Source organism: Arthrobacter sp. UYEF21 (assembly GCF_040546085.1).
GTDB lineage: Bacteria > Actinomycetota > Actinomycetes > Actinomycetales > Micrococcaceae > Arthrobacter.
In genome coordinates this window covers 53,978-74,692 of sequence record NZ_JBEPNF010000017.1, presented here as the reverse complement: position 1 = coordinate 74,692, position 20,715 = coordinate 53,978, and the positions used below count along the sequence as shown (strand labels likewise).

Here is a 20,715-nt window from a genome sequence, read left to right as displayed (position 1 = left end):
CAGTCATGGCGCCCACCCTAACCTTCCGGGATTCCGTCCGGGCCGAAGCGGTGCCGGATGTGCCGCCGGTCGTGGCGCGCCTGCCAGAACTCCAGTTCCGTCGGCCTGACCGCATAGAGCTGCCAGTCGGGATTGTGGCTGCCGTCTGCTGCGGGCCGCGCCCGCCAGTCTGCCGCCGACGCTTCAGCGGACAGCTCAACCACCGGGCCGGCCACGCGAACCTGCCGGCCCTGCTGCGGCCAGTAGAAGTTCAGGGCCGCGGCGGGGTTGACCGAGAGTTCCCGGCCTTTCCGTGAGGTGCGGGACGTGGCGAAATGCCAGCCGTCGTCGTCGATGTCCTTAAGGATAAGCATCCTGGCGGACGGCTGGCCGTTGACGTCCGCGGTGGCCAGGCTGCAGGCGTGAGGTTGCATCACCCCGACAGCCAGGGCCTCCGCCAGCCACAATTTGAACAGCGCCACCGGATCGGCGGGCGCCGTGGCGGGGTCGAAGTCCGGCAGGTCGGCGGGAAAATCAGGCAGCGCCCGGAGGTGGCTGCGGAAGGCGTTGCTCATGGCGCAATGGTAGCGGGAGCGTTTTGCGGTTTACACACAACGCTCTCTCAGTCGATGCATGAATATCGCCAACGCTCTCTCACGTTCTTGAGGATAGTGAGAGAGCGTTGGCCAGAAACCCGCATCAAGTGAGAGAGCGTTTGACTACTGGGCCGCGTACTCGCGCACGCCGGCGAGCTCGCCCTCAAGGGCAAGCATCTGGCGTTCGACGGCGGCCGGTGCGGTGCCGCCTTGGGAGTTGCGGCTGTTCAGCGACCCCTCAGTGGACAGGACCGTGCGGACCTCCGGAGTCAGGTGCGCCGAGATGGCCGCGTACTCCTCATCCGTCAGGTCCCACAGTTCAACATCCCGGCTTTCGGCCTGCTTGACCGCCGCGCCCGAGAGCTCGTGGGCCTCGCGGAACGGCACGCCCTGCCGGACCAGCCATTCGGCGATGTCCGTGGCCAGCGCGAAGCCCTGGGGTGCCAAGGCTTCCATCCGCTCCGTGTTGAACTTCAGCGTGGCGACCATGCCCGAAACAGCCGGAAGCAGCAGCTCCAGAGTGTCGGCGGCGTCGAAGACCGGCTCCTTGTCCTCCTGCAGGTCGCGGTTGTACGCGAGCGGCAGTCCCTTCAGCGTCGCCAGCAGCCCGGTCAGGTTGCCGATCAGGCGCCCCGCCTTGCCGCGGGCCAGCTCCGCCACATCCGGGTTCTTCTTCTGCGGCATGATCGAGGAGCCCGTGGAGTAGGAATCGTGCAGGGTGACGAAGGAGAACTCCTTCGTGGCCCACAGGATTACTTCCTCCGAAACGCGGGACAGGTCAACGCCGATCATGGCCGTGATCCAGGCGAACTCGGCGAAGACATCGCGGGAGGCGGTGCCGTCGATCGAGTTGTGGGTTGCGGAGAAGAAACCGAGGTCTGCCGCCACGGCCTCCGGGTCCAGTCCCAGCGAGGAGCCCGCCAAGGCACCCGAACCGTAGGGTGACACGCCGGCGCGCTTGTCCCAGTCCTGGAGCCGCTGCACATCGCGCAGCAGCGCCCAAGCGTGGGCCAGCAGGTGGTGGCTGAGCAGGACCGGCTGGGCATGCTGCAGGTGCGTGCGGCCGGGCATGGCCACACCCTGGTGCGCCTTGGCCTGCTCCACCAGGGCCTCGATGGTGGCGAGCACGCCGCGCGCGATGATCCGGGCGTGGTCACGCAAAAACATGCGGCCCAGCGTAGCCACCTGGTCGTTCCGGGACCGGCCGGCGCGGAGCTTGCCGCCCAGCTGGGTCCCGGCGCGCTCGATCAGGCCGCGTTCCAGTGACCCATGAACGTCCTCGTCAGACTCGGCCGGCAGGTACGCGCCGGAGGCAACGTCCTCATCCAGCCGGCTCAGGGCATCAAGCATGCCTGCGAGCTCGGCGTCGTCCAGCAGGCCGGCCTTATGCAGCACGCGGGCGTGCGCCTTGGACCCGGCGATGTCATAGCGGGCCAGCCGCCAGTCGAAGTGGGTGGACTTACTCAGGGCGGCGAGGGCATCCGCGGGGCCGCCGGCGAACCGGCCGCCCCACAGTGCGCCCGTGTTTGTCGCTTCCGACTTCTGGGTTTCGACAGGCTCAACCACCGGAACTTACTTTCCTGCGACGCGGATATCGCGGCCGGACGCAACCTTGGCGGACATGCCCCACAGCTCGATGAAGCCGCGGGCCATGGACTGGTCGAACGTGTCACCGGTGTCGTACGTGGCGAGGTCGAAGTCGTAGAGCGAGGTGTCGGAGCGGCGGCCGTTGACGATCGCCTGGCCGCCGTGCAGCACCATACGGATGTCACCGGAGACGTACTTCTGGGTGTCCTCGATAAAGGCGTCCAGGGAGCGCTTGAGCGGTGAGAACCACTGGCCGTCGTAGACCAGTTCGGCCCAGCGCTGGCCAACCGTGGCCTTGAAGCGGGCCTGCTCACGCTCGATGGTGATGTCCTCGAGGTGCTTGTGCGCGGTGATCAGCGCCATGGCACCCGGTGCTTCGTAGATTTCGCGGGATTTGATGCCCACGAGGCGGTCCTCCACTACGTCGATCCGGCCCACACCCTGCGCGCCGGCACGGCGGTTGAGTTCCTTGATGGCCTGCAGCGGGGTGACCTTGATGCCGTCGATCGCTACCGGCACGCCGGCTTCGAAGGAGATGGTGACCTCGTCCGGTGCCGGCGGGAACTCCGGGGTGGCGGTGTAGTCGTAGATGTCCTTGGTGGGCGCGTTCCAGATGTCCTCAAGGTAGCCGGTTTCGACGGCGCGGCCCCAGACGTTCTGGTCGATCGAGTACGGGTTCTTCTTGGTGGTCTCGATCGGGAGGCCCTTTTCCTCGGCGAAGGCGATGGCCTTGTCGCGGGTCAGGGCGAGGTCGCGGACGGGTGCGATGCACTTCAGGTCCGGGCCGAGGGTCTGGATGCCCACTTCGAAGCGGACCTGGTCGTTGCCCTTGCCGGTGCAGCCGTGGGCAACGGTGGTGGCGCCGAATTCGCGGGCGGCCTTAACCAGGTGCTTGACGATCACCGGGCGGGAAATGGCGGACACCAGCGGGTAGTGGCCCTGATAGAGGGCGTTGGCCTTCAGCGTGGGCATGCAGTATTCGTCGGCGAACTCATCGGACGCGTCAGCAACATAGGCTTCGACGGCGCCGCAGCCCAGGGCGCGCTGGCGGATGGTCTCCAAGGACTCGCCGCCCTGTCCGACGTCAACCGCTACGGCGATGACCTCGGCGCCGGTGGCTTCACCGATCCAGCCGATGGCTACGGAAGTATCAAGGCCACCGGAGTAGGCCAGAACAATACGCTCAGTCACGAAAATGCTCCTTAGTTGTTTGGTTCTTGGTTGTCTTCAAGTTTATGGCGCGAAATTTATTGCGCGGCTTCCTCGGCCAGTTGCAGGAACCGGACGGCCAGGTCCTGCCCGCCCTGCGGATCCCGCGACACCAGCAGCACGGTGTCGTCACCGGCGATCGTCCCGAGGATCGACGGCATCACTGAGTGGTCAATGGCCAGCGCCAGGAAGTTGGCCGCGCCCGGCGGCGTCCGGAGCACCGCGATGTTTGCCGACGCCTCCGCAGTGACCAGGAGTTCGCTGCAGAGCCTTGCCAGCCGGGCATCCAGGATCTCCTGGCTCACACCGCTCTTGGCAGCTCGCTCGCCGCCTTCGCCGGGGACGGCGTAGACCAGCACACCTTCCTTGCCGCGGACGCGGACAGCGCCGAGTTCCACGAGGTCCCGGGACAGGGTTGCCTGGGTGACCTGGACGCCGTCGTCCGCCAGCAACGCAGCCAGCTCCGCCTGGGAGCGCACCGATTCACCCGTCAGGATGGCGGTGATGCGCGCCTGACGGGCGGTTTTGGTGGCCGGGCTGGAGCCCGGCGCCGCCGACGGGACGGACACTAGCGGCCGACCTCCTGCGGCGCCAGCCCGTCCACCAGTGACAATCCGTCCACCACGGCGAGCCCGGACCGGTGCATCAGCCATGCCATCAGGGCCTTCTGGGCGTGCAGCCGGTTCTCGGCCTCGTCCCACACGATCGACTGCGGGCCGTCGATCACGCCGGCAGAAATCTCGTAGCCCCGGTACGCGGGCAGGCAGTGAAGCACGACGGCGTCATCCGCCGCGTGTGCCATGGCCGCCTCATCGACGGAGTAATCCCGGAACAGCTGCAGCCGGGCTTCCTTTTCGGCCTCCTGGCCCATGGAGACCCAGGTGTCCGTGGCAACAACGTCGGCACCATTGAGGGCGGCCGCGGCATCGGTGGTAACCAGCACGGACCCGCCGGTCTGGGCGGCACGTTCCTCGGCCGCAGCGACGATCTCCGTTGCCGGGAGGTAGCCTTCGGGGCCGGCGATGCGGACGTGCATGCCGGCCGTAACACCCGCCAGCAGGTACGAGTTGGCCATGTTGTTGGCGGCGTCACCGAGGTAGGCCATGGTCAGACCTGCCAATTCGCCCTTGTGCTCTTTGACCGCGAGCAGGTCAGCCAGGAGCTGGCACGGGTGGTAGTCGTCGCACAGGGCGTTAATGACCGGCACCTTCGAGTTTTCGGACATGGCCACCAGGCCGGAGTGCGCCCCGGTGCGCCAGACGATGGTGGAGACCATCCGCTCCAACACCTTGGCGGTGTCCTCCACCGATTCCTTGTGGCCGATCTGGGCCTCACCCGGGTTGATGATCAGTGCGTTGCCACCCATGTCAGCAATGCCGGTGGCGAAGGAAACCCTGGTCCGGGTGGAGGTTTTGTCGAAGATGACGGCAACGGTCTTGCGGCCATTCCCCTCGGCGGCAAACGGCTGCACACTGTAGGGCGCGGCCTTCATCCGGACAGCAAGTTCGAGGACCTCAGCCTGCTCGGCCGGGCTGAGGTCTGTGTCCTTGAGGAAGTGCCGGGTAGTGGTGGATGCAGGAGTCACAGAGCGTCCTTAGCTGTCTGGAGGATGGCCGGGAGGGCGGCGAGGAAGGTACCGCTCTGTTCCGTGGTGAGGACCAGCGGCGGGGCAAGCCGGATGGTGCGGGGGCCGGGGCTGTTCACGATGAAGCCGGCGTCCAGCCCGGCGGTCACCACGGCAGACGCCACATCGGCGTCCAGGTCGAAGCCGATCAGCAGGCCTTCGCCGCGGACTTCGGTGACGCCGTCGACGTCGGTGAGCCCGGCGCGGAGGTGGTCCCCCACCTTTGCGACGTTCTCCAGCACCCGCTGGCTTTCAATCGCGTGCAGGGTGGCCAGTGCGGCCGCCGTCGCCACCGGGTTGCCGCCAAAGGTGGTGCCGTGCTGGCCGGCGGTCAGGAGCGACGACGTCCGCTCGCCGAAGGTGACGAGCGCTCCGATGGGGAAACCCCCGCCCAGGCCCTTGGCCAGGGTGATGGCGTCCGGCACGATTCCGCTGTCCTGGCTGGCGAGCCATTTTCCGGTGCGGCCGATGCCGGTCTGGACCTCGTCGAGGATGAGCAGGGCGCCTGCCTTTGCAGTTGCCTCGCGGGCTGCCTTCAGGTACCCGGGGGGCAGCGGCCGTACTCCGGCTTCGCCCTGGATCGGCTCAAGGAACACTGCGGCTACTGTTTCGTCGACGGCGGCCTCCAGGGCTGCGATGTCGCCGAACGGGATGTGGACCACGCCGCCGGGCAGCGGCTCGAACGGGGCACGGTAGGCCTCCTTGGCTGTCAGGGCCAGGGCGCCCATGGTGCGGCCGTGGAAGGCACCTTCAAGGGCGATGATCTTGTTACGGGGCGCGCCGCTTGGGCCGGCGCTGTTCCGCCGCGCCAGTTTAAACGCAGCCTCAACAGCCTCCGTGCCGGAGTTGGCAAAGAACACCTTGGAGCCGGCCGGGGCCTGCGTCAGGTCCAGCAGCTTTTCGGCCAGCGCGATCTGGGTGGGGCTGGTGAAAAAGTTGGAAACGTGGCCCAAGGTGGCCAGCTGGCTGGAAATCACGGACGTGACAAACGGGTTGGCATGGCCCAGGGCGTTAACGGCAATGCCGCCGAGCAGGTCCAGGTATTCCTTACCGTCGGCATCCCAGACCAGGCAGCCGGCACCACGGACCAGGACCCGCTGCGGAGTCCCAAAGACACCCATCAGGGACGTTGAGTAGCGCTCAAGCCACTCGGCGCCGCTGGTGTGGCCAACGAGTGCGCTTGCGGCGGCCTCCGCCGCGATAGGGGCCCCGCCCGCTTCGCGGTGCCCGACCACACCCTGGCCCCCCTCGCTGCTGCGGCCTTCAGCGGACTGGCTTAGTTCTGTGTTGGTCATGCATTCACCTCTTCGTCGGGGACGACCTGCGTGCCAATGCCCGCCGTCGTGAAGGTTTCCAGGAGCATGGAGTGCGGCAGCCTGCCGTCCACAATGTGGGCACGCTCCACTCCGCCGTCGATGGCCCTGAGGCATGCCTCCATTTTGGGAATCATGCCGGATTCAAGGGACGGCAGCAGCTCGCGCAGCTCCGAAGCGGTCAGGGAGGAAATGAGCGAGGACGTGTCCGGCCAGTTGGCGTAGAGGCCTTCGACGTCGGTGAGGATCACCAGTTTGGACGCACCGAGGGCTTCGGCCAGTGCCGCCGCGGCCGTATCGGCGTTGACGTTGAGGACCTGCCCCGTGGTCTGGGCGCGTTCGGCTGCCGCATCGGTTCCGTCATCTTCGATTTCCGGGGCAACGGTGGAAATCACCGGGATCCGGCCCGCGGCGAGAATGTCCAGGATCCCCTCGGGGTTCACGCCCACTACTTCGCCCACCAGGCCCAGGTCCACTTCCTCGCCGTCGATGACGGTGCCGGTCCGGACAGCGCGGAGGAGGCCGCCGTCTTCGCCGGACATGCCCACCGCGTAGGGTCCGTGGGAGTTGATCAGGCCCACCAGTTCGCGGCCCACCTGGCCGGTGAGGACCATCCGGACCACGTCCATGGTTTCGGGGGTGGTGACGCGCAGGCCGCCCTTGAACTCGGACTCGATGCCCAGCCGCGCCAACATGGAGTTGATCTGGGGTCCGCCGCCGTGAACCACCACGGGGTGGATCCCTACGTGGTGCAGGAACACCACGTCTTCCGCGAACGCCCGGCGCAGTTCCTCGTTGACCATGGCATTGCCGCCGTATTTGATCACCATGGTGGTGCCGGCGAAGCGCTGGATCCAGGGCAGCGCCTCGATCAGCGTGCCGGCCTTGCTTTGGGCATCATGCATGGATGTGGTTTCGCGGGTCTGGGTGTTCATGGCGTGCTGTATCTCCAGGGTTGCCGGTGAATCTAGCTTGAGTAGGCGCTGTTCTCGTGGACGTAGTCGTGGGTGAGGTCGTTGGTCCAGATGGTGGCCTCGGCATCGCCGGACCTCAGGTCAATCTCCACCAGGACTTCGCGGGCTTCCAGGTCAACCAGGTTGCGGTCATCACCGATGCTGCCATCGCGGCAGATCTGGATGCCGTTGATGGCGACGTTCAGCTGGTCCGGCTCGAACACGGCATCAGTGGTGCCCACGGCGGACAGCACCCGGCCCCAGTTGGGATCCTTGCCGAAGATCGCTGCCTTGAACAGGTTGGACCGTGCCACGGAACGGCTGACGGTTTCGGCATCCCGCTCGCTGGCGGCGTTGAACGTACGGATCGCGATGTCGTGGCTCGCGCCCTCGGCGTCGCCGATGAGCTTTCGCGCCAGCTCGGCGCACACCTGCGTCAGGCCCGCACCAAAAACTTCGGCGGAAGGAACGGCGCCGGAGGCCCCGGAAGCCAGCAGCACCACTGTGTCGTTGGTGGACATGCAGCCATCCGAGTCAGCCCGGTCAAAAGTGACATGCGTCGCGTCGCGGAGGACGACGTCGAGCAGTTCCGGTGCGACGTCGGCGTCAGTGGTGAGGACCACCAGCATGGTGGCCAGCCCGGGTGCCAGCATGCCGGCGCCCTTGGCGATGCCGCCGATGGTGAATTCCTGGCCGTCCGCGTCAGAACCGATGAACAGCGCTGACTTCGGCACGGAATCAGTGGTCATGATGGCGTTGGCCGCGTCCGGGCCGCCGTCGGCACTTAGCGCTGCAGAGGCAGCCTCAACGCCCGGCAGGATCTTGTCCATGGGCAGCTGTTCGCCGATCAGGCCGGTGGAGCAAACAAACACGTCCGTGGCCGAGATGCCGAGCACCTTGGCGACGTGCTCCGCCGTGCTGTGGGTGTTCTGGAAGCCCTGCGGGCCGGTGCAGGCATTCGCGCCGCCGGAGTTGAGGACGACGGCGTCAACGCGGCCATCCGAGACCACCTGGCGGGACCAGTGGACCGGCGCTGCCGCCACCCGGTTGCTCGTGAAGACGGCGGCCGCGGTCTTCGAGGGGCCGTCGTTGACTACCAGGGCGAGGTCCGGTTTCCCGGATGCTTTCAGGCCGGCGGTGACGCCGGCGGCCCGGAATCCCTTGGGTGCGGTAACGGTCACGGGGCAACTCCCTGCAGGTTGAGGCCGGCGGTCTCCGCCAGGCCCAGGGCAATGTTCATGGACTGCACGGCGCCGCCGGCGGTCCCCTTGGTGAGGTTATCAATGACGCACGTGACAATCATGCGCCCGGTGTGTTCATCCAGCGCCAGCTGCATGGCGGCGTGGTTGGAACCCTGGACGGATTTGGTGGTGGGCCATTGCCCTTCAGGCAGCAGGTGCACGAACGGTTCGTCGTCGTAGGCATCCGCCCAGGCCTGGCGGAGGTCCGCGGCAGCGACGCCCGGCTTTACCTTGGCGGTGGCCGTAGTGAGGATGCCGCGGCTCATTGGGGCCAGCGTAGGGGTGAAGGAGACGGTGACACGTTCGCCGGCCGCATTGGAGAGCCCCTGTTCCATTTCCGGGGTGTGGCGGTGGCCACCGCCAACTCCATAGGGACTCATGGAGCCCATGACTTCAGAGCCGATCAGGTTCACCTTCGCGGCCTTGCCCGCACCCGAGGTTCCGGAGGCGGAAACTATGACGACGTCGTCGGGGTGGAGCAGTTTGGCGGCAAAGCCGGGCGTCAGCGCGAGCAGGGCCGACGTCGGGTAGCAGCCGGGGACCGCGATCCGGGTGGCGCCCTTGAGCGCCTCACGCTGGCCCGGGAGTTCCGGCAGGCCGTACGGCCACGTTCCGGCGTGGGTGGAACCGTAGAACTTTTCCCAGGCGGCCGGATCGACGAGGCGGTGGTCTGCGCCGGCGTCGATCACTACAGTGCCTTCGGGAAGCTGCGCCGCAATCCCTGCGGACGTGCCGTGCGGGAGGGCCAGGAACACAACGTCGTGACCGGCAAGGTTTTCCACTGTGGTGTCCTCGAGGATGCGGCTTGCCAGTCCGTGCAGGTGGGGCTGCAGCTCGCCAAGGCGGGAGCCGGCATTGCTGTGCGCAGTGATCGCACCGATGGTTACGTCCGGATGGCCTGCGAGCAGGCGCAGAACTTCTCCTCCGGCGTAACCGCTGGCCCCGGAGACGGCAACAGAAATAGTCATGCCCTGAATCTTACAGCAAAAGTATTCATTGTGTCCGATATTTATGCATTGCTTTCTTTCCTTGCGGCACCCCGACGGTCAGTCCCCTCTATGCTGAGGTGAGGGTGATACCGACCGCGCAGTCCGAATGTCGGCTGCAGCGTTGCCCGTAACTGTTACGAGGCCCTGCTCCATGTCCACCACCTTTGATACGTCCGAGCGCCCGCTATCGCGTGTCCGGAAGCCCAACGCAGTTGTCCTGAGCTATTCGGAGCTGCTGAAAACCGTCAAGGCGGAAGGTCTCCTTGAGCGCCGCGTCGGTTTCTACATCGCATTGTTTGCCAGCCTGGTCCTCCTGATGACAGCAGCGTGGTTTGGCTTCGCCCTGATCGGCGACAGCTGGTTCCAGCTCCTCATCGCTGCCGCCGTCGGCGTCCTCTGCACGCAGCTGAGTTTCCTGGCCCACGAGGCGGGACACCGCCAGATTTTCGCCTCCCGCCGCGCCAACGACTGGACCGCCCGCATCCTGGCCACCTCGGTTGCCGGCATGAGCTACTCCTGGTGGGAGCAGAAGCATGGCGCACACCATAACCACCCCAATGTCATTTCCAAGGACCCGGACATTGCCAGCGGGGCCATCGCTTTCCACACCGAAGGTGCCGCTACACGGCAGGGCCCGCTGTCGTTCCTCACCCGCAAGCAAGGTTGGTTCTTCTTCCCGCTGCTGTTCCTGGTGGGCCTGGGGCTTCAGATCGATTCAGTGAGATTCGTCCTCCGCCGGGCCAAAGTCACGCACCGCTGGGTAGAGCTTCCCATCCTGCTGGTCCGCCTCGGCACCCTGCCCGCTCTGGCTTTCACGTTCCTGCCCCTGGGAATGGCGTTCGCTTTCATCGGCGTGCAGCTGGGCGTCTTCGGCTTCTACATGGGCGCGTCATTTGCCCCGAACCACAAAGGCATGCCCGTCCTGCCCGCGGACAGCCGCGTGGACTTTTTCAGCCGCCAAGTCCTGACCTCACGGAACATCTCCGGCGGCCGCTTCATGGACATCCTGCTCGGCGGCCTGAACCGCCAGGCTGAGCACCACCTCTTCCCGGACATGGCGCGGCCGCAGCTGGACAAGGCTGCCAGGATCGTCCGGGAGTACTGCACGAGGCACCAGGTTCCCTACACCGAAACCACGCTGCTCCAGTCCTACGGCATCATTGTCCGCTACCTCAACAATGTAGGACTCTCCGCAGGGCGCCGCTTCGAGTGCCCCATGGCCACGGTCACGCGGCGCTACTAGCGCAGTCCGGCATTCGCCTGCAGCACCCTCGTATGACCTGAAGCGACGGCCGGGTACCGGCCGTCGCTTCGTCGTCGGTAGCGGTGTCCCTAGGATGGTCAGTGAAACCGGCCCGGGAAGTCCCCGCCCCGGAGAGGAGACCTTTTATGCATGCCATCGTTGCCCGCCAGTCCGGAGGTCCGGAAGTCCTCGAGGCCGACGAGGTGGGCCGTCCGACGCCGGGCCCCGGCCAGTTGCTGGTCAAGGTGGCGGCCACGGGCATTAACTTCATTGAGACCTACCAGCGCGGCGGGATGTATAAGGTTCCCTATCCCTTCACGCCGGGCTCTGAGGCTGCCGGGACCGTCGAGGAAGTCGGCGACGGCGTCGAGGGCTTCACCGTGGGCAGCCGGGTGGCAACCGCGGAGGGCCAGGAATGCTATGCGCAGTACACGGTCCTGGACGCGGACAAAGCGCTCCCCGTCCCCGACGGTGTGGACCTCCACACGGCCGCGGCGCTGCCCCTGCAGGGCATGACCGCCCACTATCTCATCAACTCGTCATTTAAAGTCGAGCCGGGCCACACAGTACTGGTCCATGCCGGAGCCGGCGGCGTCGGGCTGCTCATCACCCAGCTTCTGAAGGCCCGCGACGCCCGCGTCATCACCACTGTCTCCACTGCCGAAAAGGAGGAATTCGCGCGCGCAGCCGGCGCGGACCACGTGCTCCGCTACGACGGCTTCGCGGACGCAGTCCGCCAGCTCACCAACGGCGTCGGCGTCGATGTGGTGTACGACGGCGTGGGGAAAGATACGTTCGGCGGCTCACTTGCCAGCCTGCGCACCCGGGGCTTCCTGGTCCTCTTTGGGGCAGCCTCGGGGGCAGTGCCGCCGGTGGATCCCCAACGGCTCAACGCCGGCGGATCATTGTCGCTGACGCGGCCGAAGCTCGCCGATTTCCTCGCCAATCCCCAGGAACGCCTGTGGCGGTCCAGCGAAATTTTCGGCGCCGTGGCTGACGGAACCCTTAAGGTGCGGATCGGCGCCAGCTATCCCCTTGCTGAGGCCAGGCGCGCCCACGAGGACCTTGAGGGCCGGCGCACCACGGGCAAGGTCCTGCTTGTCCCCTGAATGCCAGCGAGAAAGGTGAATGGAATGTGAACCTTCAACTAATAATGACACCTTCCGTTCACCTTAGTAGGGCAGAATTCAACGGTGAGTGAGCATCTGCCGAGCATTGTCGCGTCCCCGCCGGAGAACCTATACCGCCCCCAGTTGGCCGGGTTGCCTTTGGCCACCCCTGAGCGGACCCTCGTGGCGATACTCGAAGACTCGGCTGCCCGCTTCCCGGAGGCGTCGGCACTCGACGACGGCCGTCGTTCCCTCAGCTACGCCGATCTGATGGCCGCTGTCAGGGCCAGGGGACGTGAGCTGCAGGCGGCCAGGCTCGGTGCCGGCGACAGGATCGGCGTACGCATCCCGTCCGGAACCAACGAGCTCTACATCGCAATTTTGGCCATTCTCCACATCGGTGCTGCCTACGTGCCGGTGGACGCCGACGATCCTGACGAACGCGCCCGGCTGGTCTTCGGCGAGGCAGGTGTGGCAGCGGTCCTCACAGGCGATGGCGCAGTCACATTTCCCGAACCCCGGGACTCCGCAGACCGGAGTGAAGCTGGAGGCACTGAAGCCCCAGGCCGAACCGCACGCCGTTCCACCGAGTACCGTCCTGCCGGGCCTGGCGATGACGCGTGGATCATCTTTACCTCCGGTTCCACCGGTACGCCCAAGGGCGTAGCCGTCCAGCACCGCTCCGCGGCCGCGTTTGTTGATGCAGAAGCCCGGATTTTCCTGCAGGAGGAACCCCTCGGGCCACAGGACAGAGTGCTGGCCGGGCTTTCGGTTGCCTTTGATGCCTCCTGCGAAGAGATGTGGCTTGCCTGGCGTCATGGATCCTGCCTGGTGCCCGCCCCGCGTGCATTGGTCCGGACAGGTACGGACCTTGGTCCCTGGCTCATCAACCACGGCATCACCGCCGTGTCCACTGTCCCCACCCTTGCCGCCCTCTGGCCGGCCGAATCCCTGGAGAACGTGCGCCTGCTGATCTTCGGCGGTGAGGCATGCCCGCCGGAGCTGGCCGAGCGCCTGGCCGTCCCCGGCCGCGAAGTCTGGAACACCTACGGCCCCACCGAGGCCACAGTGGTGGCTTGCGCCGCTCCCCTCGGCGGCGCCGGTCCCGTCCGCATCGGGCTCCCGCTGGATGGCTGGGACCTGGCCGTCGTCGACACCGATGGACTGCCGGTCGGTCAAGGTCAAATCGGCGAATTGATCATCGGCGGCGTCGGGCTGGCCCGCTACCTTGACCCGGACAAGGACCGGGAGAAGTACGCTCCCATGCCGATCTTCGGCTGGGAACGCGCCTACCGGTCCGGCGACCTGGTCCGCTATGAAGCGGAAGGCCTGATCTTCATGGGCCGCGCCGACGAGCAGGTGAAACTGGGCGGACGCCGGATCGAACTTGGCGAAATCGATGCTGCACTGCAGGCCCTCCCCCACGTCGCCGGAGCCACGGCGGCCGTCAAGACGACCGCGGCCGGCAACCAGATTTTGGTGGGCTACCTCGCCGCCGCAGACGCACGCCTCGACCTGACGGCTGCCCGCGAACACCTGGCGGCAAGCCTCCCCGCCCCGCTGATTCCGCTGTTGACCGTGGTGGACTCCCTTCCCACCAAGACCAGCGGCAAGGTAGACCGCCACGCGCTGCCCTGGCCGCTGACCGGGTCTGGTGCTGCAGATGCCGACGCAGCGCCACTGAACCTCCCCGAAGATGCCAACTGGGTTGCCGAACAATGGGCCGCCATCCTGGGCAGTCCTGTGACCAGCCTTGACGCCGACTTCTTCGCCTACGGCGGCGGTTCGCTGTCGGCCGCCCAACTGGTCTCAGCCCTTCGCGTGCGCTATCCCACCATCACCGTTGCCGATATCTACGCCACGCCCCGGATTGGCGCGCTGATTGATACGGCCCGCCAATCCCTTCCCGATGGGGTGGCGGCCGGACCAGCTCCGGAGAGGACCGTCCGCCCCACAGCCGTCAAATCACAGGTCTTCCAGACGCTGCTGGGCATTCCCCTGCACATCCTGGTGGGGATGCGCTGGCTGACCTACCTGATGGCGGCCAACAACCTGCTGGCGGCATTCGCGGGCTTCAGCGCAGCGCCCACCGTGTCCTGGTGGTGGGTGGCCGCCTCCTGGCTCGTGTTCGTCTCCCCCGCCGGCCGCATGCTAATTTCCATCGCCGCGGCACGGATCCTGCTCCGCAAGGTGGTGCCTGGCACGTACCCGCGCTCCGGACGGGTCCACCTCCGCCTTTGGCTGGCTGAACAGATCCAGGACCTGGCCGGCGCCGTCAGCCTTGCCAGCGCCCCCTGGGTGCCGTATTACGCACGGGCCTTGGGTGCGAAAATTGGCAACAACGTTCAGCTGCACTCGCTGCCTCCGGTCACCGGGCTGCTCTCCCTCGGCAGCGGCTCAAACGTGGAACCTGAAGTGGACCTGTCCGGCTGGTGGATCGACGGCGACGTGGTCCACATCGGCGCCGTCCGCATCGGTGCCGGTGCCAGCGTCGGGGCGCGGAGTACGCTGATGCCCGGCGCATCGATCGGCGCAGGGGCCCAGGTGGAACCGGGCTCGGCCGTCCTCGGAAAGGTGAAGGCTGGGCACCACGTTGCCGGTTCCCCGGCCCAACGCCGGGGCAAGGCCAAACATTCGCGGCCGGACACACCAGTAGAACACCGGGTGATTGGCAGGCTCTGGTTCACCGGATTCGCCGCCGCATCCGCCGTGCTTGCAATGATTCCCTATGTCTCCGCAGCCGCGGCAGCGATGGTGGTCTTCGCTTTCATCAGGGGTAGCCACTCGCTGTCCGCCGCCGTGCCGCAGCTCCTGCTTGCCCTCGCACCGGCGGCCCTCGTCTGGTTCCTGGCCAACCTGCTGCTCATTCTGGCCACTACCCGGCTGCTTGGCATTGGCCTGAAGGAGGGCTACTACCGTGTCCGGAGCCGGATCGGCTGGCAGGTCTGGGCCACCGAACGGGTGTTGGACCTGTCCCGCGACCTGCTCTTCCCTGTCTACGCGAGCCTCTTCACGCCTGTTTGGCTCCGTCTGCTTGGGGCTAAGATCGGCAAGAACGTGGAAGCGTCCACGGTGCTGCTCATTCCGAAAATGACCACCGTGGGCGAGGGCGCCTTCCTGGCTGACGACACCATGGTGGCGTCCTACGAGCTCGACGGCGGCTGGCTGCGGATTGCGCCTGCGAAGATCGGCAAGCGCTCTTTCCTGGGCAACTCCGGCATGACGGCGGCCGGCCGGAACGTGCCCAAGAACTCGCTCGTCGCCGTGCTGTCCGCCACGCCGGCCAAGGCCAAATCCGGAACGTCATGGCTCGGCAGCCCTCCAGTGCGGCTACGGCGCACTGCCATCGCCTCGGACGATACGCGCACCTATGAGCCCCCGCTGCGGCTCAAGTTTGCCCGCTCCCTCTGGGAGCTGGGCCGGTTTGTCCCCGTGGTGACCACGGTGGCAATCGCCGCCGGCGTGATGCTCGCTTTCGACTGGCTGGGCGCCACTTACAACTACGGAATTGCCGCCGTCGTGGGCGGAGTGGTCATGCTGGTGGCCGGCGCGGTGGCCGCGGGCAGCGCCGTCGTCGCTAAATGGGTGCTGGTGGGGCGGATCCGTAAAGGCGAACACCCGCTGTGGAGTTCCTTTATCTGGCGCAACGAGGTGGTGGACACGTTCATCGAAATGGTCAGTGCCCCCTGGTTCGCACGTGCTGCCACCGGCACGCCGGCGTTGGTCTGGTGGCTTCGGTCGCTCGGCGCAAAGATTGGCCGCGGCACGTGGTGCGAAAGCTACTGGCTTCCGGAGGCGGACCTCGTAACCCTTGGGCGGAACACCACCGTCAACCGTGGCTGCGTGGTCCAGACGCACCTCTTCCATGACCGGGTCATGAGCCTGGACACTGTTACCCTCGAAGACGGAGCAACTATGGGACCCCACGGCGTGATCCTGCCCCAGGCGAGCATCGGCAACGGTGGAACAGTAGGACCGGCGTCACTGGTCATGCGGGGCGAATCCGTTCCCGCCGCGACATACTGGATGGGCAACCCGGTGAGCCCCTGGAGCGGCCCCGCAACGTCCGCGCCCAAACCAAGGTAGCCCCGCAGCGCCAACTGTCCCTGCCGCCCCTGCTGATCGGAAAGACCGTCTTATGAGTTCCCCCGCACCGAGCCCCACGGCCGCCAGTACCGGCCCGGCACGCACCTCGGAGCAAGGCGTTTCCGCGCCCGACCCCTATATGCCCGGCCATGGCACCAGCGCCTATCGTGTGAACCGCTACGAACTGGACCTTGACTACAAACTCAGCAGCAACCGCCTCAGCGGGCGCGCAGTCCTGCACGCTGTAACGCAGTACGCGACGGCGGCCCTGGTATTGGACCTGACCGGGCTGCGGGCCACCAAGATCCAGCTCAGCGGGCGCCGCATGCGCAAGTACAGCCAGCGCGCGGAGCAGTTGGTCATTGTGCCTGACACCGTATTGCCGGCGGGCGAGGCCTTCACCCTGGACATCCGGTATGAGGGCAACCCTGTCCCCCGGCGCGGATTCTGGGGTGAGGTGGGCTGGGAGGAACTCACCGACGGCGTCCTGGTGGCCGGCCAGCCGAACGGCGCGGCGTCCTGGTTCCCCTGCAACGACCACCCCGGGGACAAGGCCAGCTACCGCATCAGTGTGACCACCGATGCCAAGTATAGGGCCGTCTGCAACGGCAGGCTGGTGTCCCACAGCAGCAGGGCCAGCCGCGAGACCTGGATCTACGAGCAGCCGGAGCCGATGGCCACCTACCTCGCCACGGTCCAGATTGGCCGGTACGAACTCCTCGCACTGAACCCTTCCACCACGGACGGTCAGGTCCCGCAGTTTGCCGCCGTGCCGGCGCTGTTGACCGAAACAGCCCGCGAAGGCCTGGCCAGGCAACCCGAGATGATGCGCACGTTTGCCAGCTGCTTCGGGCCCTACCCCTTCCCGGACTACTCCGTGGTGGTGACTGAAGACGAGCTGGAAATACCGCTTGAGGCACAGACCCTCTCCATCTTCGGCCGGAACCACCTGACGCAGGCGTGGGAGTCGCAGCGGCTCATCGCCCACGAGTTGGCCCATCAGTGGTTCGGCAACTCCCTCACGGCCACTTCGTGGGCGGACATCTGGCTCCACGAGGGCTTCGCATGCTACGCGGAGTGGATCTGGTCTGAGGAAGCAGGCGTCCTGCCGGTGGCCGACAGGGCCGCCGCGGCCTGGCGGAAGCTGGCAGCCGGCAACCAGGACATCATTGTTGGTGACCCGGGTCCGGAACTCATGTTTGATGACCGGGTCTACAAACGCGGCGCCATGGCCCTGCACGCCCTCCGGATCCGGTGCGGCGACCTCGCCTTCTTTGCGCTGCTGCACGACTGGACCAGCAACAACCGGCATGGTTCAGTTTCCACGGCCGCCTTTATCCTGGCTGCGGACCGGGCCACCGGCGTGGATACGGAAGCATTGCTGCACCCCTGGCTTCACGAGGCGGCCCTCCCGCCGCTGCCTGTGCGCTGACAGGCAGCGCCGCCAGATTGGTGGCACTGACAGGCTGAGCCCTGAAACGCCGGAGGGCGCGAAGAACCGGCAGGTGACAGCGCGACGGCGGCGCGGAAGTCCAGCGGCAGGCCGGCCTCGCCTGCGGCCAGGTCCCTGATCTCGGGACGGTGCAGGACATCCAGGGTGTCCGGTGAAACGTTGAGGCCCTCGCCGGTCATCTTGAGCCAGGCTTCCTTGCGCGCCCACAGCCGGGCCCGCTCGTTGAGCAGGTCAGCTCCGGAAAAGCCCGCGACGGCGGCGCCCTCGTCCGGCGTCAGGGCCACCGTGTCGAAGCCGTCAAAGTCCAGCCGGGCCGGATCCTCCAAGTCCACGCCGATGGTGACCCCGGCAGGCGGGTCCACCAGGGCGCCCAGCAGAATCCAGCCGGAGCTCCGGGCCAGGCTCAGGGCCAGCGGCACCGGCCTGCCCTTGACGGTATACCCCGGCCTGCCATGGGATACCCCGGGGCCGGAGCCGCACCGGAAACAGCTGAAGTGCGTCGTGAGGTCCGATGCCGAGACGTCCAGCAATTCTGCTGCGAACGTTCGCAGGGCCAGCCGGCCGGCCACAAAAGTGGCCCGGGGGCCCGGTGCCAGGGCGGCTGCCCGCTCCAGTTCGGCCGGTCCCAGCAGTTCCGGCCAGCCCCCCGCCGTCGAACGCTGTCCGTTCTTTTCCGGTGCCGGCCCTGCCGGATGGTGCCCACACTGTGCCTGCCCTCCCGGTATGCCGGGAGGGCAGGAACGCAGGACCGGAACCGGTACTGCCGGTCCCGCCACGGAGATCAGCTCTTAGCGCTGGACGGCGCCGAAGCGCTCGGCGGCCAGGGCCACGGCGCTTTCACGTGCTGCCGAGGCTTCGTCGGCCGTCAGGGTGCGGTCCATTGCCCGGAACCGTAGGCCGAAGGCCAGCGACTTCTTGCCGTCCTCAATGCCTTTGCCGGCGTAGACGTCGAACAGTGCCACGTCCTCCAGCAGCTCGCCGGCTCCTTCGCGGAGTGCGTCGAGGACGTGGTCGGCGGGGACGTCCTGCGGCACTACCAGGGCAACATCCTGGGTGGCCACCGGGAACGTGGAGATGTGGCGGGCCACAATAACGTCCGCGGCAGCTTCGAACAGGGCGTCAGCGTTCAGTTCCAGTGCCACCGAGCGGGCAGGCAAATCGTGCGCCGCGAGGAGCTTGGGGTGCAGCTCGCCGGCGTAACCCACCACCTCCCCGGTCCGGAGCGCGAGTTGCGCGGCACGGCCGGGGTGGAACGCCTGGTGGGCCCCCTGGCTGACCACCACGGCCACGCCGAGGACATCCCCGGCCAGCCGGGCAACATCCAGGGCGTCGGACCAGTCCCACAGTCGCGGAGTGTGGCCGGCGGCGGCAGGCGAATCGTGGCCGGTCAGCACTGCGGCGATGTGCAGCGGCTGGTCCGGGACGCCGTCGTACAGCGCATCCAGCACCTCGTCGGAAGGCTTGGCGCCCAGCGGCGGGATGGACGGCGTTCCCACCGTGCCGTCGGGCAGGAAGACGAGGCCCGCTTCGAAGAGCGCCAGGTCGCGGAACCCACGGGAGTGGTTCCGTTTGGCCACCTCAAGGAGCCCGGGCAGGATGGACGTGCGCAGGTAGCCGTGTTCCTCGCTGATTGGATTGGCCAGCTTCACCGCGGTCCGGGGAGCACCCTGCTCGGCAACGCCGAACGTCTCGTTGGCGGCCTTGGAGACGAACGGGTAGGCCAGCACTTCGGTCAGCCCGGCGTCAGCCAGCGCTTGGATGAGCCGGCGGCGCTGCTGCTGCACGCGCGTCAGGCCACGTCCGGGAGGGGCCACCGGGAGGGTGGCGGGGATGTTTTCGTAGCCCACCAGCCGGGCGATTTCCTCGGTGAGGTCCTCTTTGGTTTCCAGGTCGTTCCGCCAGCTCGGAGCGGTGACGGTCCAGCCGCCGTCGGCCTTCTCCACCACGGCGCCCAGGTCCTCCAGCGAGGTGACAATCTGTTCCTCGGTGAAGTCGATGCCGATCCGCTGGGCGGCGTAGCCCGCCGGCAAGGTGATGGTGACAGCGTCAGGTGCGGTCCCGACGTCGGTCCCCGCCTGGTCAGCGACGCCCCCGGCGAGCTCCACCAGGAGGTCAACCACACGTTGGGCGGAAATGTCCGCCACGTGCCAGTCCACGCCACGCTCGAAGCGCTTGGACGCCTCGGACGGCAGCTTGTGGCGGCGCCGGGAACGGCCGATGGACACTTCGTCGAAGTGTGCGGCCTCAACCAGGACGTTCGACGTCGAATCGCTCACCTCGGTGGCGGCGCCGCCCATCACGCCTGCGATGCCGATCGCGCCGGAACCGTCGGTGATGAGGAGGTCCTCGGAGTCGAGAGTGCGCTCCTTGTCGTCCAGGGTGGTGATCTTCTCTCCTGCGACGGCGCGGCGGACCACAATGTCACCGGACAGCTTGTCCTGGTCATAGCAGTGCGTGGGCTGGCCCAGCTCCAGCATGACGTAGTTGGAGATGTCCACCGGCAGGGAGATCGACCGGATGCCGGCCAGACGCAGCCGCGAGGTCATCCACGGCGGCGTAGGCCTGGTGGCATCCACGCCGCTGACGGTGCGGGCCACGAAGCGGTCGCAGCCGGGCTTGCCGTAGATGGGCGCGTCGTCGTTGAGCTTGACGCCGTAGCCGCCGGAGAGCTCCGCCGGGGCCTGCACTTTGGAGGCAGGATCGATGAAGGTGGTACCCGTGGCGTGGGCATATTCACGGGCCACACCGCGGATGGAGAACGCGTAGCCGCGGTCCGGGGTCACGTTGATCTCGGCTGCCTGGTCGTAGAGGCCCAGCAGGTCCATGGCGTCGGTGCCGATTTCCGGGTCGAGTCCGATCCGGGAGAGCACCAGGATGCCGTCGTGGTCATCGCCGATGCCAAGCTCGCGGACGGAGGCGATCATGCCGGCGGAGAGGTGCCCGTAGGTCTTCCGCGCGGAGATGCGGAAGTCGCCCGGCAGGACCGCGCCGGGAAGGGTGACCACTACTTTGTCGCCTTCCGCGAAATTGTGGGCACCGCAAATGATGCCCTGCACGCCGGAGGAATCAATGCCTTCGCCGGTCAGGGTTTGCTCCTGGCCTTCGGGGACCACGCGGACCTGGCACCAGTTGATGGTCTTGCCGTTGGACTGCGGCTCCTTGACCAGGCTCAGGACCTGGCCCACCACTATGGGGCCCTGCAGGGTGTCCGTGGGGCGGTGGACGTCCTCTTCTTCAAAGCCGACCTTGACCAGTTCGGCCATGACGTCTTCGGCCGTTGCTCCGGCCGGTACTGCTGCGAATTCACGCAGCCAGGAAAGTGGGATACGCACT

Annotated in this window: 15 protein-coding genes; 4 read left to right on the top strand and 11 right to left on the bottom strand. The window is 66.9% G+C overall.

Annotation, left to right across the window (positions count from 1 at the left end; genetic code table 11):
* Positions 1–17: 17 nt before the first annotated feature.
* From ABIB27_RS16205 to argC, 9 genes are all read right to left on the bottom strand, one after another.
* Positions 18–554, bottom strand: a complete 537-nt coding sequence (locus ABIB27_RS16205; protein WP_354254265.1) for a pyridoxine/pyridoxamine 5'-phosphate oxidase — start codon at positions 552–554, stop codon at positions 18–20.
* A gap of 144 nt (positions 555–698) precedes the next feature.
* Positions 699–2,141 (bottom strand): argininosuccinate lyase, encoded by a 1,443-nt coding sequence (argH, locus tag ABIB27_RS16200; RefSeq protein WP_354217420.1) that lies wholly within the window; start codon positions 2,139–2,141, stop codon positions 699–701.
* Positions 2,142–2,147: 6 nt separating this feature from the next.
* Entirely contained in the window at positions 2,148–3,353 is a 1,206-nt protein-coding gene (locus ABIB27_RS16195; protein ID WP_354254263.1) for an argininosuccinate synthase, read from the bottom strand.
* Positions 3,354–3,409: 56 nt separating this feature from the next.
* A complete protein-coding gene (locus ABIB27_RS16190; protein ID WP_354217422.1) occupies positions 3,410–3,940 on the bottom strand; it encodes an arginine repressor in 531 nt (176 codons plus the stop codon).
* Positions 3,940–4,956, bottom strand: coding sequence for an ornithine carbamoyltransferase (gene argF, locus ABIB27_RS16185; RefSeq protein ID WP_354254261.1), 1,017 nt, complete (start codon positions 4,954–4,956; stop codon positions 3,940–3,942). Before argF ends, ABIB27_RS16190 begins: the two co-directional genes overlap by 1 nt.
* A complete protein-coding gene (locus tag ABIB27_RS16180) occupies positions 4,953–6,290 on the bottom strand; it encodes an acetylornithine transaminase (RefSeq protein ID WP_354254258.1) in 1,338 nt (445 codons plus the stop codon). The genes argF and ABIB27_RS16180 overlap by 4 nt, the downstream gene beginning before the upstream one ends.
* Entirely contained in the window at positions 6,287–7,243 is a 957-nt protein-coding gene (gene argB, locus ABIB27_RS16175; RefSeq protein WP_354254256.1) for an acetylglutamate kinase, read from the bottom strand. Before argB ends, ABIB27_RS16180 begins: the two co-directional genes overlap by 4 nt.
* Positions 7,244–7,275: 32 nt before the next feature.
* Positions 7,276–8,442 (bottom strand): bifunctional glutamate N-acetyltransferase/amino-acid acetyltransferase ArgJ, encoded by a 1,167-nt coding sequence (gene argJ / locus ABIB27_RS16170; RefSeq protein WP_354217426.1) that lies wholly within the window; start codon positions 8,440–8,442, stop codon positions 7,276–7,278.
* Complete coding sequence (argC, locus tag ABIB27_RS16165) at positions 8,439–9,470, bottom strand: N-acetyl-gamma-glutamyl-phosphate reductase (protein ID WP_354254254.1); 1,032 nt, start codon at positions 9,468–9,470, stop codon at positions 8,439–8,441. Before argC ends, argJ begins: the two co-directional genes overlap by 4 nt.
* Positions 9,471–9,642: 172 nt before the next feature.
* Between argC and ABIB27_RS16160 the strand changes: the two genes are divergently transcribed.
* The 4 genes from ABIB27_RS16160 to ABIB27_RS16145 all read left to right on the top strand — a co-directional run bounded on the left by ABIB27_RS16160 (position 9,643) and on the right by ABIB27_RS16145 (position 17,361).
* Positions 9,643–10,734 carry a fatty acid desaturase family protein gene (locus ABIB27_RS16160; RefSeq protein ID WP_354217428.1) on the top strand — a complete coding sequence of 364 codons (1,092 nt, stop codon included), beginning with the start codon at positions 9,643–9,645 and terminating at the stop codon, positions 10,732–10,734.
* Positions 10,735–10,880: 146 nt separating this feature from the next.
* Entirely contained in the window at positions 10,881–11,843 is a 963-nt protein-coding gene (locus ABIB27_RS16155) for a quinone oxidoreductase family protein (protein ID WP_354254252.1), read from the top strand.
* Between the two features lie 84 nt (positions 11,844–11,927).
* Complete coding sequence (locus ABIB27_RS16150) at positions 11,928–15,929, top strand: Pls/PosA family non-ribosomal peptide synthetase (protein ID WP_354254250.1); 4,002 nt, start codon at positions 11,928–11,930, stop codon at positions 15,927–15,929.
* 52 nt (positions 15,930–15,981) lie between these two features.
* Positions 15,982–17,361 carry a M1 family metallopeptidase gene (locus tag ABIB27_RS16145; RefSeq protein WP_354217431.1) on the top strand — a complete coding sequence of 460 codons (1,380 nt, stop codon included), beginning with the start codon at positions 15,982–15,984 and terminating at the stop codon, positions 17,359–17,361.
* Here the strand turns inward: ABIB27_RS16145 and ABIB27_RS16140 are convergent.
* Positions 17,325–18,158: a 4'-phosphopantetheinyl transferase family protein gene (locus ABIB27_RS16140; protein WP_354254248.1), complete on the bottom strand. Its 834-nt coding sequence runs from the start codon at positions 18,156–18,158 to the stop codon at positions 17,325–17,327. The two genes, ABIB27_RS16145 and ABIB27_RS16140, sit on opposite strands and share 37 nt — an antisense overlap.
* Before the next feature lie 12 nt (positions 18,159–18,170).
* A complete protein-coding gene (gene pheT, locus ABIB27_RS16135) occupies positions 18,171–20,714 on the bottom strand; it encodes a phenylalanine--tRNA ligase subunit beta (protein WP_354217433.1) in 2,544 nt (847 codons plus the stop codon).
* Position 20,715 lies beyond the last annotated feature (1 nt).

Coding starts and splice junctions, on each gene's coding strand:
- ABIB27_RS16160 (WP_354217428.1), top strand. CDS start 9,643: ATGTCCACCACCTTTGATACGTCCGAGCGCCCGCTATCGCGTGTCCGG.
- ABIB27_RS16145 (WP_354217431.1), top strand. CDS start 15,982: ATGAGTTCCCCCGCACCGAGCCCCACGGCCGCCAGTACCGGCCCGGCA.
- ABIB27_RS16180 (WP_354254258.1), bottom strand. CDS start 6,290: ATGACCAACACAGAACTAAGCCAGTCCGCTGAAGGCCGCAGCAGCGAG.
- argB (WP_354254256.1), bottom strand. CDS start 7,243: ATGAACACCCAGACCCGCGAAACCACATCCATGCATGATGCCCAAAGC.
- ABIB27_RS16205 (WP_354254265.1), bottom strand. CDS start 554: ATGAGCAACGCCTTCCGCAGCCACCTCCGGGCGCTGCCTGATTTTCCC.
- argC (WP_354254254.1), bottom strand. CDS start 9,470: ATGACTATTTCTGTTGCCGTCTCCGGGGCCAGCGGTTACGCCGGAGGA.
- ABIB27_RS16155 (WP_354254252.1), top strand. CDS start 10,881: ATGCATGCCATCGTTGCCCGCCAGTCCGGAGGTCCGGAAGTCCTCGAG.